The 12,825-nt window shown below is 46.5% G+C and carries 16 protein-coding genes; 3 read left to right on the top strand and 13 right to left on the bottom strand.

What is annotated here, in order from left to right; genetic code table 11:
- Nucleotides 1-32: 32 nt before the first annotated feature.
- From BW952_RS14150 to BW952_RS14180, 7 genes are all read right to left on the bottom strand, one after another.
- Nucleotides 33-770 (bottom strand): STAS domain-containing protein, encoded by a 738-nt coding sequence (locus tag BW952_RS14150; protein ID WP_076496333.1) that lies wholly within the window; start codon nt 768-770, stop codon nt 33-35.
- Nucleotides 757-1,407, bottom strand: coding sequence for a cobalamin B12-binding domain-containing protein (locus BW952_RS14155; RefSeq protein ID WP_045850251.1), 651 nt, complete (start codon nt 1,405-1,407; stop codon nt 757-759). The genes BW952_RS14150 and BW952_RS14155 overlap by 14 nt, the downstream gene beginning before the upstream one ends.
- Complete coding sequence (locus tag BW952_RS14160) at nt 1,404-1,763, bottom strand: hypothetical protein (protein ID WP_045850250.1); 360 nt, start codon at nt 1,761-1,763, stop codon at nt 1,404-1,406. The genes BW952_RS14155 and BW952_RS14160 overlap by 4 nt, the downstream gene beginning before the upstream one ends.
- Nucleotides 1,760-2,068: an antibiotic biosynthesis monooxygenase family protein gene (locus BW952_RS14165; RefSeq protein ID WP_045850249.1), complete on the bottom strand. Its 309-nt coding sequence runs from the start codon at nt 2,066-2,068 to the stop codon at nt 1,760-1,762. The genes BW952_RS14160 and BW952_RS14165 overlap by 4 nt, the downstream gene beginning before the upstream one ends.
- Entirely contained in the window at nt 2,065-2,256 is a 192-nt protein-coding gene (locus tag BW952_RS14170) for a YwbE family protein (RefSeq protein WP_045850248.1), read from the bottom strand. The genes BW952_RS14165 and BW952_RS14170 overlap by 4 nt, the downstream gene beginning before the upstream one ends.
- Nucleotides 2,257-2,359: 103 nt before the next feature.
- Nucleotides 2,360-2,971: a flavin reductase family protein gene (locus tag BW952_RS14175; protein ID WP_045850247.1), complete on the bottom strand. Its 612-nt coding sequence runs from the start codon at nt 2,969-2,971 to the stop codon at nt 2,360-2,362.
- A 15-nt stretch (nt 2,972-2,986) separates the two neighbouring features.
- On the bottom strand, nt 2,987-4,369 hold the full coding sequence (locus BW952_RS14180) for an alanine/glycine:cation symporter family protein (protein WP_045850246.1): 1,383 nt from the start codon (nt 4,367-4,369) through the stop codon (nt 2,987-2,989).
- A gap of 84 nt (nt 4,370-4,453) precedes the next feature.
- Between BW952_RS14180 and BW952_RS14185 the strand changes: the two genes are divergently transcribed.
- Together BW952_RS14185 and BW952_RS14190 are read left to right on the top strand one after the other, a co-directional pair.
- Nucleotides 4,454-4,726, top strand: coding sequence for an acylphosphatase (locus tag BW952_RS14185; RefSeq protein WP_045850245.1), 273 nt, complete (start codon nt 4,454-4,456; stop codon nt 4,724-4,726).
- A gap of 94 nt (nt 4,727-4,820) precedes the next feature.
- Nucleotides 4,821-5,918: a TDT family transporter gene (locus BW952_RS14190; protein ID WP_045850244.1), complete on the top strand. Its 1,098-nt coding sequence runs from the start codon at nt 4,821-4,823 to the stop codon at nt 5,916-5,918.
- Between the two features lie 121 nt (nt 5,919-6,039).
- Here the strand turns inward: BW952_RS14190 and BW952_RS14195 are convergent, their stop codons facing one another.
- Both BW952_RS14195 and BW952_RS14200 read right to left on the bottom strand, forming a co-directional pair.
- Nucleotides 6,040-6,435 carry a sporulation protein gene (locus tag BW952_RS14195; protein ID WP_231581337.1) on the bottom strand — a complete coding sequence of 132 codons (396 nt, stop codon included), beginning with the start codon at nt 6,433-6,435 and terminating at the stop codon, nt 6,040-6,042.
- Nucleotides 6,436-6,686: 251 nt separating this feature from the next.
- Complete coding sequence (locus tag BW952_RS14200; RefSeq protein ID WP_045850243.1) at nt 6,687-8,012, bottom strand: NAD-dependent malic enzyme; 1,326 nt, start codon at nt 8,010-8,012, stop codon at nt 6,687-6,689.
- A 175-nt stretch (nt 8,013-8,187) separates the two neighbouring features.
- Here BW952_RS14200 and BW952_RS14205 point away from each other — a divergent pair, with 175 nt between their 5' ends.
- Nucleotides 8,188-9,291, top strand: coding sequence for a CAP domain-containing protein (locus BW952_RS14205; protein ID WP_045850242.1), 1,104 nt, complete (start codon nt 8,188-8,190; stop codon nt 9,289-9,291).
- A gap of 82 nt (nt 9,292-9,373) precedes the next feature.
- On the opposite strand, the gene BW952_RS14210 is transcribed toward BW952_RS14205, so the two are convergent.
- From BW952_RS14210 to BW952_RS14225, 4 genes are all read right to left on the bottom strand, one after another.
- A complete protein-coding gene (locus tag BW952_RS14210) occupies nt 9,374-9,574 on the bottom strand; it encodes a cold-shock protein (RefSeq protein WP_045850241.1) in 201 nt (66 codons plus the stop codon).
- A 230-nt stretch (nt 9,575-9,804) separates the two neighbouring features.
- Entirely contained in the window at nt 9,805-10,431 is a 627-nt protein-coding gene (locus BW952_RS14215; RefSeq protein WP_045850240.1) for an FMN-dependent NADH-azoreductase, read from the bottom strand.
- An 85-nt stretch (nt 10,432-10,516) separates the two neighbouring features.
- Nucleotides 10,517-10,954, bottom strand: coding sequence for a MarR family winged helix-turn-helix transcriptional regulator (locus BW952_RS14220; RefSeq protein WP_045850239.1), 438 nt, complete (start codon nt 10,952-10,954; stop codon nt 10,517-10,519).
- 21 nt (nt 10,955-10,975) lie between these two features.
- Nucleotides 10,976-12,814, bottom strand: a complete 1,839-nt coding sequence (locus BW952_RS14225) for an adenylate/guanylate cyclase domain-containing protein (protein ID WP_045850238.1) — start codon at nt 12,812-12,814, stop codon at nt 10,976-10,978.
- Nucleotides 12,815-12,825: the final 11 nt, after the last annotated feature.

The raw sequence follows: 12,825 nt of genomic DNA on the forward strand, positions 1-12,825 counted from the left end.
CTCATAAAAAAAAAGCGAAGGCCACTATGTTCTTACGAATAGAGGCTTTCGTTTTTTATTTGAATGGCGCTCGAATAGGTGACGCCACGGTGGTCATGATCCTTCAAAAAGGGTGCGTGTTCAGGCTTTATACCTACGATGTGAATACGGGCATCAAGCAGCAGCAGTGTATCAACAAGCCGCTTAAATTGCTCAATCCCTGATAAGGTAATCCGGTCGACTGCTGTGAAGTCCATGTAAAGCAGCTCATATCCTCCGAGATGAAACTGTGCAGCCAGGCTGTCCTTCGTTTGGTCCATGAGCGCGTCATCCAGATCGCCGAACATCGGAATGAGCGCTGTTCGGCTGTTTAAGGAAATGATCGGTGCAGAACGCTCTTTCATCTTGATCAAGGCCTGTTCGGCTTCTTCCTTTTTTTCAACTAATTGAAAATCCGCATCCGCCAGTCTCATTTGCTGCTGATACACCATCTGCTCCAGACGGGCAATCTGCGAACTGACCTCTACGCACTGTACATATCCTTCATCGCCGTCCCATTGAACGGAAACAGTGAACGGTTCAAGCTTTGACGCCACTGTGACCATCGCCATTTCAACAGCGGCTGATTGTTTTTGCAGTTTCACTAATTTCCGGCGGCTTCCTTCATCTACAATCGCTTCTAAGCGGACTTGACTTCCAAAACGGCGGACCGCTGATTCGGAGTGGTCAAGTACGTTTAACTGGCGGTCTACTCGAAAAGTCGGCAGCGGCATACTATTAAGAAGCCCCAATCTCGTTCCCCTCACTTTGATCGTTTATCCAGTCTACCAGTGTACGGTAATCCGTTATAAATATGGTTTTTTTCGAGCAATAGGATGATAAATCATAGGAAGCCAGCAGACGGCTTCCGACCATAACCTGCGGCTGAAACGGCAGTGCTTCAAACGCTTTTACATAGGATTCCAGCAGCGGCACGTGGTACATAATGGTGACGGATAGACAAATGACATCCGGCTTCCACTTTTCAGCAGCACTCAGCGCATGTTCAAGCGGCAGGCTGGCTCCCATCATGCGTGACTTCCAGCCGTTTTCTTCAAACAAAAAAGAAGCCATTCTCATGCCCAGTGTGTGCCGTTCTTCTTCTACACATAAAAACATCGCTCGTTGACCGGCCGCCTCTTTTTTTACCTGTCCATGAAACCGGGAGATCATAAAATCACAGGTTGCTGTAGCCAAATGCTCGTCCGCCACTGAAATGTCGTCCTGCTCCCACAGTATACCGACCTGCTGCATGGCTCCGCTTACGACCACCTGGTAAATGTCTACCGACGTCCACCCTTGATCACGCAGATCCATTAAAAAAGAAAAGCTGCCGTCTGCGTCTCCTTCAAGAAGCAGCTGTGAAAGCGTTACAGCTTCAGCATTCATGATCTTTCCCCTCTTTCAATCGAGGAAATGGCGTCAGTGAGCATCCGCTTATAAACAGTCGCTTCTTGAGAAGAATCCTGCTGAAGCGCCTGCTTTATGCGTTTAAAGTTACCAGTGACGTGTGCCGCCTTCATTCCTCTTGACACGAGCAACCGAGTCAGCCAGTGCCCGTAATCAATAAAAAATTGGTCGTTCTGAAGCGTATAAGCCGTTTTTAAATGATTAAAATGATGATAATTATCCTCACGGCATTTTTCTTTGCCGCGCTCTCCAAAGCGTTTCTCAAGCTCCGGATCATCCCGGTACATCTCTTCTATTATACCATCGATATAACGATCAATTAGTTCTTTTTTCATGTCGCCACCACGCGGTATTTTTTCACTTTCGGCACGATTGCCGCCAGCTCCTGATCCGGGTAGTTTTTCTCGAGATCATGTACCTTTTGAAAAGCTTCACTTGTCGCCCAGTTCATATAGGCTTCTTTCGTCTCCCAGGTGAGCTGAACCGTTAACTCGGACGGTTTTTTTTCATTTTGAAGAAGCTGAAACGATAAAAAGCCGTCATATTCGTCGACAAGCTTCGATCGATTTTGATAAATGGCGATCGTTTCCTCTACTTTTTCAATCGGGACTTGGACAATGGAGTGCACCACGTAGCTCATAAAATATCACATACACGGCCAACTTGACCGTCTTCCAGCCTAACCTTGATTCCATGCGGGTGAAAGCTGGATTTCGTCAAAATGTCCTTCACGGTTCCGCGTGTCTTTACACCGGTCCGCTGATCCTTTTTTAAAATCACCTGCACATCCAGACCCGGCCGGATGTCGCTTCTATTTTGTCCGTTCATGTTATAACCCCTTTTTCGAATACATTTATTCTATTATAAAGGTTTTCCCCTATATTATCGAAGGAAAACGGTTTTCTAAAGGAACGCACAAAAAAAAGACCGATCAAGTCGGTCTTTCGAGTTCAAATAGCTTCCCGAGCGTAGCGTACGAGTTCCCGGCCAGCCGGCTGACGGGCGCGAGTCCTTTTGCGTCAATGCGTCCATGTTCATATAGTTCTTCACGAATATGGTACTGAACAATGCGACCAATCAGCAAATCACAGGATGGCCCCTTTTCCGTTTGGCCCAAGGTTATCTTTTGCTCGAGCACACATTCCAATCGGATTTTTGCTTCCTGAATAGCAGGAACGTCTATTTTTTCGCTCGGAATGGGCGTTAAGCGGGTTAAGCTGATTTCACTTTCCTCCGGTGCCAGCGGCTTCGCTGTTTTGTTTATTTCTTCTACATACGATTCATCGGATATGTGTACAACAAATGCCGATTTCTCTTCTGCATTGCGTGCTGTATCCTTCATCTTTCCATCCTGCCGCTGGACGGAAAGAGAGATCATCGGCGGGTTGGATGAAACAATGTTAAAGTAGCTGAACGGCGCTGCATTTAAGATGCCTGTTTCTGATATCGTCGTGACAAACGCGACCGGGCGCGGAATAATGCTGCCCGTTAAAAACTTGTAATTTTCGCGCTCACTCAGCTGAGCGGGGTCTATTTTTTGCATGAGCAGTCCTCCTTGTTAAGAAACCGATTTTTTCTTGATGTCTTTTTTATAATACTGCTCCGATGTGAAAAATTCTGTTTTCAGCTTTTTCACTTCACCACTCAGAAGCAAAACGGCGATCACATTCGGAATCAAAATGGTCGCTAACGCAAGATCAAGGAAGTTCCAGATCACCTGTGCGCCTCCGACCGACCCAATCACAATAGAAGCAAGATACACAAATTTCATGACGTACCCCGCACGAAGGCCAAACAAAAATTCAGCCTGGCGCGAGCCGTAAAAAATAATGACGATAATCGTCGATAGAACAAAAAAGATCAGGGATACCGTCACAAGCACACTGCCTGCAAAGCCGAAATATTGTTCAAACGCCAGTGTTGTCAGTGCTGCTGGATCATCAAGCGCGCCCTCCCCGGTCCAAACACCGGATGAAAGCACAACAAACGCCGTTGTACTGCAAATAATGAGCGTATCAATGACAATGCCCATCACCGCCCAGAACCCCTGTCTGACCGGGTGATCCGTTGTAGCGGCCGCATGGGCAATCGGTGCCGTTCCAAGCCCTGCTTCATTTGAATACAGTCCGCGGGCAAATCCCCATCGAATCGTTTCAGCTACCGCTGCGCCGGCAAAGCCACCAACGGCTGCCATCGGCTGAAATGCATAGGATAAAATAAGGCCAAGAATAGACGGAAGCTCGGTAATATTCATCAGTACGATGATCAAGCCTGCTCCCACATAAATAAGCGCCATAATCGGCACGATGATTTCCGTTACTTTCGCAATTCGTTTTAAACCGCCGAACACAACAAGACCGACGACTAACGCTGTCAGGATGCCTGTGATCAGTTCATTGCCATTAAACGATTCCTTCACAGCAGCCGATACGGCATTTCCCTGCACCATAATGCTCGGAATCAATTCAATCATCAGAGCAAAAGCGAACCAAACCCCCAGCCACTTCATATTCAGCCCTTTGGTCATATAATAAACCGGGCCTCCGACGTACTCTCCCGCTTCGTTTTTCTCGCGGTAGTGCACAGCAAGCACACTTTCCGCGAACTTAATCGACATGCCAATGACCGCAATAACCCACATCCAAAAAATCGCGCCCGGTCCTCCAAACATGATCGCAGCTGGCACTCCGATGATGTTTGCAGCACCGACTGTGGAAGACAGCGCCGATGTTAACGCTTGAAACGGCGTAATGTTCCCTTTGCCCTTTGGTGCTTTAAACACACTGCCAAATGTTTGCTTCAGCATATAAAGCGGGTATCTAAATTGGAAAAAGCCTAACTGAATAGTAAGATACACCCCCGTCACTACGAGCAGCGAAATAAGAGGGATGCCCCACAGCCATCCCGAAAACGTACTTACTCCTTCTAAAAATCGTTCCATCACCTGCACCACCTAAACATCATTTTGTTAATTGTTCCCTCAATTAAGATCGGTAAACGACGAATACGAAAGAAGTGGTGAAAGATGGTCCAAGCTCGATATTTGCTCGTTTCTGGAAAAGTGCAAGGTGTCGGATTTCGTTATTTTGCTCAAATGACCGCAGCCGAGCATAATGTCAACGGCTGGGTGAAAAATCTGGAAAATGGAGCTGTAGCCATTCACGCAGAAGGGAAGGAAGAGCAGGTGGACGCTTTCGTTCGCTCTCTTAAAAAAGGCAATCATTTCGCGAAGGTTCACCAGGTAAACGAAGAGTCCGCTTCAGTAGAATCGTTTCATTCGTTTCGAATCCTCTATTGACACCCTTTTTGGCCGTTGATATAGTTAAACAAGTATTTCTGATACTTGTTTAACTATAAAACCAAGTAAACAGATCCACAAAGGGGAAACATTTATGTACAGGTTTTTATTTGGCTTGCTTTTATTTTTTCTTTTTCTCATTATTAAATCCCCCATGATTCGCGGCAGCCGAATTGATGCTTCTTACGGTGCCATGATTATGGCCATCGGTATTTTTTTCATCGGCGTTTTCCCTCAATTTGAGATGCCACTCATTCTGCCTTCATACTTTGTCGATTTATCGCTTTTTTTCATCTGGCTTTATTTAATTGGCTCTTTCATGAAAGCAGCACTTCAAGGCGTTTTTCGCAAACGTTATTTAACTCACCCTGTTCAAAGCTTTGCCGTCGGAACGTGGGTGGCGGCAACATCGATTTTATGTCTTGTTTTGTACCATCAGTTTCCGTACTTAAAATCATTCATTTTCATTGTGGCTTTACTCAATACAGGATTGTGGGCTTTTTACTTGTTTTTATGCTTAAAAAGCTATCGTGTTATTTTCTCATCAAAGTACTTTGAACGCGTTCATGGCATCGTCTTTTTATCAACGGTCAGCACCCAGTCCCTCATTATTGTGTTTAACACGCTTTTTCACAGTCCATTTTTACAAGGGATGAGCCGCTTCGTTATTATTCTCGGACTGGCGCTTTACGGAATAAACCTTTGTTTATTTACAATCCGGTGCCGGCAGCTGCGGCGGACAGATCTTGCGGACGGGTGGAAAAATACAAATTGCATTGTGCATGGGGCGATGTCAATCAGCGGCATGGCGGCCATTGTTTCCCGGGCTTTCCCAGGTGAGGTTCTGCTCGGCATGTGGATATGGGCGGGGCTTTTGTTTCTATTGATTGAAGGAATTGAGCTATGGCGGCTTGCTGTTCGGCTGCGCCTGTACCCGCTTCAACAGGCAATCGGCCGCTATCATGTCTCGCAATGGGCACGAAATTTTACCTTCGGCACTTTTTTTGTGTTCACCTTGAATATGGACTTTACCGGAGCGCCAGCCATTTTCAATCAGCTTCAAGCAGCAATTATACAGTCTGGTGTCCCTGTTCTCGTGACGCTGCTTATCATTGAAAGCCTTCTTTTTTTCAAAGATTCCCTGCCATGGCAGGAAAGTCAGCAGCAAATGAAAAGAGTCATTTTAAAATAAGCGTTCCGTCTCACAAATTGGTTGCTTGAATATCTAGAAAGCTTGAAATGACCAGGATTATGGCGCAATTCTTTTTTACATGTGCGTTCGCATGAAGAAATGCGCCTTATTCATTTTTTCGTCACACCACAATTTTGATCCAGTCCTGGTCGACGCTTTCTGTGCCCTGATCAAATGTCAGCTTTGTTTTAAAACGGTACGATTCATCTCGGCCTGGCACCGGCACGACTTCAGGCAAGCGGAAGGTGAACGGGACCTTGTTCAATTCCTCTGCCGCAATGGTCCGCGTTGACAAAATGGTTCGCGCCTCAATCGTCCGGCTCGTTTCCTCTGCATGATTTTCGAGCAGCAGATCACACTCAATCCGTGTAATTCGCTGGTCGACGGTGCCGCCCTGAATTAAAAAATACGCTTCTATCTGTTCCCCCGGTCTATATGTTTCCTTTGGTAAAATTAAGTCGATCTTCGCTGAACCGATTCCAAGCAGCGACATGTATTTTCTAAGTATCATTTTCATCTTCCTCCACCTTTTGAATTGACTATAGTATGGACAAATAAACCAGAAAAAAAACCTCCGCCATTTCTGGCGGAGGTTTTCCTCATAAAACGAGACCTTTACCAGATGGTAAAGGTCTCGCTAACAGCATTGGGCTGCCGGAAAGGCCGAGAGTGGAAACTCTGAAGTGACGACCAGTCCGTAAAAGCTACTCCCCTTTAGGAGTTTACGATTTACTTGTTATTATACTTTACCAATTTTTAATGATTTTGTCAATGAAGCGGCTGCTTTGCATCTGCGGCCACTTTTTCAACAGCTTCAGCTACCCGCTCATGAACCGACCGGTCAAGCGGCTGCGGAACTAAATCGCCTGCTTTTGTGCAAGACGCGATCGCTTCTGCTGCTGCGACGAGCATCGGATGAGTCACTTTATCAGACTGCGCGTTCAGCACGCCTCTGAAAATACCCGGGAAACCAAGTACGTTATTCACTGAGCGCCCATCCGCTGCAAATGCGGCCCCCGCTTCAATCGCAGTCTCTGCTTCGATTTCCGGCTTCGGATTTGAAAGCGCCAAAATAATTTGCCCTTTTCGCACCCATTCCTTTTTAATCAAGCCCTGTACACCTGTTGTCGCAATGACAATATCACACTGGCTCATCAGCTCTTCCAAGTCATCGACCGGTGTACCGCCGTAATTTTGAAGGCGGTCCTTCGCTTCTTGAGAACGGTCTGCGCCTAATACCGACTTGGCTCCATACGCCATCAGCATGCGGCAAATGGCCAGACCTGCTGCACCGAGTCCGATTTGGCCGACCGTTGCTTCTTTTAAATCAACACCGGTGCTTTTGCAGGCAGAAATAACAGCAGCCAGCGTTACAACAGCTGTCCCGTGCTGATCATCGTGCATTACCGGAATATCGAGCTCTGCCTTTAAACGTTCTTCAATTTCAAAGCAGTGCGGAGAACCGATATCTTCGAGCAAAATGCCGCCGAAGCCCGGTGCGATATGCTTCACTGTTGCCACGATTTCATCCGGGTTTTTCGTATCCAGCAAGATCGGAATGCCGTTAATGCCAACAAGCTGGTCAAACAGAGCCGATTTCCCTTCCATTACCGGCATACCGGCAACCGGACCGATATCACCAAGCCCCAAAATCGCCGTTCCATCTGTGACGATGGCGACGCTATTGCCGATATTCGTATAGATTTTTGCTTTTTCCGGCTCTGCCTCGATCACTTTGCACACATCCGCTACACCCGGTGTATAAACACGGCTCAAGTCTGCGAGTGATTGAATTGGCATCTTGCTTTTCATTTGTACCTTGCCGCCTTCATGCGCGCGAAGCACTTCATCGGATACCGTTTGAACACGGAATCCTTCCAGCTCGTTAATCGCCTCAATCAGATCTTGAAGACGATCTTCATTTTCCACTTGAACGGTAATGTTTCGCTGCGTATGGTCTGTTCCTACTTTAATTGTTTCAACTTCTCCAATATCGCCGCCATTCAGCCCGATAGCCGTTGCTACTTTGCCAAGGCTGCCTGGAACCGATGGAATTTCAATCATTAATGTACGAATAAGTTTGTTGTAAGCCATAAGAGTATGTACCTCCATTTTTTTGTCTCTCTCTATCATAGCGCTTTCAAGAACATTTTTCAGATTAAAAAACTAAAAAATTTTTGTGAATTGATTCACATGAACTAAATGGCCGTTTCACATGAAAAATCCGCCCGTTTCCGGTAAAATAAAGAGAAGAATGGAGCGTGACTGAGTGAAAAAACTCTTTTATTTAATTGTGCTGCTCATTGCCGCTTTTTATACAAGGCCGCTCTGGGAAGAGTACGCCGAGCCATACGTAAACCTGGCCTTTATGGATATCATCAGTGAACAGGCAGAAGAGATCCGTGAAAGCCCTGTTGTTGTTGATACGGTTGACAAAGTAACAGGAGAAGTGAAAAGTTTGATCGGTATGCCCCCTGAGGTTGAACAGGCTGAAAAGCCCACCCTCGCTTCGCCGGACAGTCAGACGTTTTCCGTTTACAACATTCAAATAGGTGACGACCGGTCAACGGTCGAACAAGAAGTGGGCACACCGAAACGGGAGTCCCGCAATGAATACGGCACGGATTGGGTCGCCTACCACGAGAACTTCCAAAACTTCTTAATGGTGTCTTATGATGAAGAAAACCGTGTGAACGGCTTGTACACGAGCCACGACTTAATTTCTTCCACGCAGGGCATTGCTTTGAATACACCGAAGGAAACGGTCCGCGCACAGCTTGGCGAGCCGATGGACCGAATGCGCAAAGGCTTAACGTATTATATTTTAAATGAAACCGATGAGCATGATTATTATCAAGTCGACGACAGCATCGTGACCATTTTTTACGATGTGCATGAACAAAACACGGTCACCGCTATTCAAATTTTAAGCGAAGATTTGGAATCCGACAAAAAAGGAATGTATGCGGCCAACAGCAGTGCGCTTCGCGAAGGGTTTGAATATCAGCTGTTTGACGTGACCAACGCGACTCGTGTCGTTCACAATCTGCCGGTCCTGTCCTGGGACGACCGTGTAAGCGGGACCGCGCGCGACCATAGTGCAGATATGGCCCAAAACAGCTATTTCGACCATAACAATTTACAAGGACAAACCCCGTTTGACCGTATGGAGGAAGACGGTACACGCTTCACGGCGGCTGGGGAAAACCTTGCATACGGCCAATTTAGCAGCATCTTCGCCCACGAAGGATTAATGAACTCTGCCGGGCACCGGAAAAACATTGTCAGCTCCAATTTTGGTTATTTAGGGGTCGGCGTTGCCTTTAATCAAGAATCACAGCCGTACTTCACAGAGAACTTCTTTAACAATTAAGCCTCGCCCGTTGAAATCGGCAGGCTTTTTTATACAAAAAAAGACAGCCTCATGAAGAGACTGTCTTTGTACGTATATAGGATTACGCTTTTTGTACGTTAGTTGCTTGAGGACCACGTTGGCCTTGTTCAACTTCGAAAGTTACTTCTTGACCTTCGTCAAGAGTTTTGTAGCCGTCGCCTTGAATAGCTGAGAAATGAACGAATACGTCGTCTCCAGCTTCGCGCTCGATGAAACCAAAACCTTTTTCTGCGTTAAACCATTTTACTTTACCTTGTTCCATGTTATGTTGCCTCCCGTTGTGCGATGTGCACAATATAATACTATTCCTGCTCAAAGCAATATCAAGACAATAAGCTTTTACAGCACTTGTACTTCTCGAACAAAAATAATTCTTCCTTATCATAACAGCTTCACTGAAATTAATCAAGCGTTTGCCAAAAAGAAAATGTTTTCATTTCCTTTTTAAGGGACAAAAAAAGCTGTTCCTCGTCCGGAACAGCTTCTGGTTAATTAAAATGCAAGTGCTGCTTCTTTCGCTGTCTCAATACCTTCTTGTACGATTTCAGCTGAACGGTCAGGGAACTGATTGTGCCCTTCAATGACGATCGTTTGCACGTCTTCCACGCCCCAGAACGCCATAAGCGCTTGAACGTATTTCGCAGACATTTCAAGAGCTGCCATCGGGCCTTCAGAATAAACGCCGCCGCGCGCATTAAGCAATGTTACTTTTTTGTCCTTCAACAAGCCAACCGGGCCTTCCGGTGTGTACTTGAATGTGTGGCCAGCCTGCCCAAGGTAATCAAGGTACGTGTGAAGCGCAGCTGGAATGGTGAAGTTCCAAAGCGGGAAAGCAAATACGACTTTATCTGCTTCTAAAAATTGGTTTAAATATTTTGTCACAAGGTCTGTTGCTGTTTTTTCTTCCGCTGTTAATTCCATGCCGCGTGCTAATTTAAACATACCGTTGATTTTATCTGTGTCGTAGTATGGAAGGTTTTCTTCAAACAGGTCAAGCTCTGTAATAGCATCCTGTGGGTTTTCCGCACGGTACGATTCCAGGAAAGCGTTGTATAACTGCACGCTGACCGCTTGATCAGCTGGACGTGAATTGGCTTTAATGAATAATACTTTTGACATTTTTTGTTTCCTCCAGTTAGTTAGTTACTTTTTATCACTGATAAAAGTGTACCATATATTTAGTTGCTATAGCAACTATAAATGATTAATTTTTTTGTCCTTTTACATTTTGGCTCATTTTCGACAAAACTCGACGAACGATCGCCAGTTCTTCCTCGGTGATGCCCGCTGTTGCCAGACGGTGAAACTCTTCTGTGACCGGAATGACCTGGCATTCAAGCTCTTTTCCTTTCTCTGTTAAAAAAACACGGATGGAACGGCGGTCGCAGCTTTCCATTCTTTTTTTAACAAACCCTTTTTGCTCAAGGCTCGACAGCATGCGGGTAATATTGGTTTTATCTTTTTCCAGCTGTTCAGACAGCTCCTGCTGAGTCCGCCCGTCACGCTCCCATAAAAGCATCATGATTAAGTTTTGCTCTGGTGCCAGGTTAAAGCAGGCTAGCCGTTCTTTTACACAGCTTGTGATGTTCAAATCGGTTTGGTGAATAAAAATGCTGATGTATTCTTTTAACGCTATATTCACGAAGCTTCTCCTTTTAAAACATCAGACAGCCAGGCTGCCTGACATCGAAATATGATGAATGCGCACCAGTTCTACCTCCCGCTGAATCCCGGAAAGCTTATAGTGCGTTTTGCTGATGTCGAAATGATAGCCCGCAGCTCCTTCTGCAAAAGATTCCCGCTCCCATTCCTGCGCGCTTATCATAATATCGCCGCCCTTGCTTTGCTGCTGAATGCGCGCGGCCATATTAACGGTATGACCGAAGTAGTCCAGCAGATCATTTGCATTGACGGCAATCGTCGGTCCTGTACATAACCCCAATTTAATCACCATATCCGTGCCGTGTTCTTGATTAAACGCACTGCTCTCTGACTGAATGGCTAATCCAGCACGGAGGGCATCATTCGGATTGTAAAAAGCGGCCATGACAGAGTCGCCAATGGTCTTCACAATGCCACCGTTATGTTCAGCAATCTGGCGGCGGAGGAAATCGAAATGGGTATGCACTTGACGGTACGCCCTGGCATCCCCCATCTGCTCATACATAGCTGTTGATCCCCGCAGATCACTGAATAACATGGTCAATGACTCCACACCGATTTGCTGATCCGGAGCAATGACTTCCTTTGAAAAAAGATCACGGAACAGCTGGCTGCTCGTCGAATCTGCAGCTGTCAGTGCGTTCTCATCCCACCTGGTTGTTTCAAAAACAACCACCTGTTCCTCATCACTTTCGTTTTTCAGCTCCAGCAGACCCCCTTGCGATGACAGACCTGCAGCAGGCCTCTCCCACCCTAGTGAAGAGCAGGCGAGCGAAGTGTCCTGACCGGGCACAAGGTCTAGCGTGTGATTCGTTTTCAGCGTGCGAAGGCGGGCTTCAGGTGGAAGAGCCGGATAGTATACTTGCCGCGAAGAATGCGGTTTTAAACGGTATTGAGCAAATACGTGCGGCGACATCATTGGCCCCGATAGACAATACGTGTAGTCCATTGCCGACCGTATTGAGGGGTGGATGGAAAAGCGCATCTCCACATACCGGTCAAAGGTCAGATCGTATCCGACTCCGCACAAATCACAGTGTACCTGTCCCTTCACTTCCGACAAGGAAGAAGCCGTTTTTTTCGGCACGCGGCAATTTGGGCACATTAATTCCCAGCTTTGTGTAAGCAGCCCGATTTTGGTTGCATGCAGGAAAAGATCGCGTACTTCTTTTCGGGCAACGCTCCATTTGGCTGCGAGATGATACGGCTTCATACGAAGAACCTCGTCATCTCCTGTATGCACCAAATGATATTCCAGCTTTTTGATGAGCTCTTTATCCGGATAGATGATTCGAAGCTGTTCAAGCAGCCTGTCCAGCCGCTGGGCATCCACTGGATACGAAGCTTTCTCCTGCGGCCGCTCCTTTATTATACGATTTTTATTATCACTTATATATTGATCAAGGTAGCTTAGAACAATTTTCTTTAAGGAGGGCAGTGCCACAAGTGAAATAGCCGCTTGTCCGAGCACATTCCGCTTTGTAAAATGAGCAGTGCCCGTAACTTCCGTACATGGTCCGCCTTCTGCAAACACATCCTTGCATTCAATGGTCCACAGCACTCGCTCAAGAGGCCCCTCTTCATACACACGCTCGACGGAATACCTTTCTTCCTTCACCCATTCAAACGGATATTCACGCCATTTGGTCGGGACCAGGCCGAGGGCTTTTGCTTCAGCATATTTGAACATCGCTTGATCCGCAAACTGTGCTTCTGAAAATTGAACCGGAAACAAGCCCGCCACCCGGTTTAAATGGTCCGTCTCCGCTAAAAGCGCCCACACCTCTGCTCTTGGAAGCGGATATGTTTTTTGAAATCGGTACGTTTTTTCTTTCGGCATCGTTTCCACGT

The organism is Domibacillus enclensis, from assembly GCF_900156125.1.
Lineage (GTDB): Bacteria > Bacillota > Bacilli > Bacillales > Domibacillaceae > Domibacillus > Domibacillus enclensis.

What these genes read in the sequence shown, in the direction of transcription:
- BW952_RS14170 (WP_045850248.1), bottom strand. Translation starts at nt 2,256, where the DNA reads ATGAACGGACAAAATAGAAGCGACATCCGGCCGGGTCTGGATGTGCAG.
- BW952_RS14185 (WP_045850245.1), top strand. Translation starts at nt 4,454, where the DNA reads ATGGTCCAAGCTCGATATTTGCTCGTTTCTGGAAAAGTGCAAGGTGTC.
- BW952_RS14155 (WP_045850251.1), bottom strand. Translation starts at nt 1,407, where the DNA reads ATGAATGCTGAAGCTGTAACGCTTTCACAGCTGCTTCTTGAAGGAGAC.
- BW952_RS14215 (WP_045850240.1), bottom strand. Translation starts at nt 10,431, where the DNA reads ATGTCAAAAGTATTATTCATTAAAGCCAATTCACGTCCAGCTGATCAA.
- BW952_RS14200 (WP_045850243.1), bottom strand. Translation starts at nt 8,012, where the DNA reads ATGGCTTACAACAAACTTATTCGTACATTAATGATTGAAATTCCATCG.
- BW952_RS14190 (WP_045850244.1), top strand. Translation starts at nt 4,821, where the DNA reads ATGTACAGGTTTTTATTTGGCTTGCTTTTATTTTTTCTTTTTCTCATT.
- BW952_RS14195 (WP_231581337.1), bottom strand. Translation starts at nt 6,435, where the DNA reads ATGAAAATGATACTTAGAAAATACATGTCGCTGCTTGGAATCGGTTCA.
- BW952_RS14210 (WP_045850241.1), bottom strand. Translation starts at nt 9,574, where the DNA reads ATGGAACAAGGTAAAGTAAAATGGTTTAACGCAGAAAAAGGTTTTGGT.
- BW952_RS14180 (WP_045850246.1), bottom strand. Translation starts at nt 4,369, where the DNA reads ATGGAACGATTTTTAGAAGGAGTAAGTACGTTTTCGGGATGGCTGTGG.
- BW952_RS14175 (WP_045850247.1), bottom strand. Translation starts at nt 2,971, where the DNA reads ATGCAAAAAATAGACCCCGCTCAGCTGAGTGAGCGCGAAAATTACAAG.
- BW952_RS14165 (WP_045850249.1), bottom strand. Translation starts at nt 2,068, where the DNA reads ATGAGCTACGTGGTGCACTCCATTGTCCAAGTCCCGATTGAAAAAGTA.
- BW952_RS14225 (WP_045850238.1), bottom strand. Translation starts at nt 12,814, where the DNA reads ATGCCGAAAGAAAAAACGTACCGATTTCAAAAAACATATCCGCTTCCA.
- BW952_RS14160 (WP_045850250.1), bottom strand. Translation starts at nt 1,763, where the DNA reads ATGAAAAAAGAACTAATTGATCGTTATATCGATGGTATAATAGAAGAG.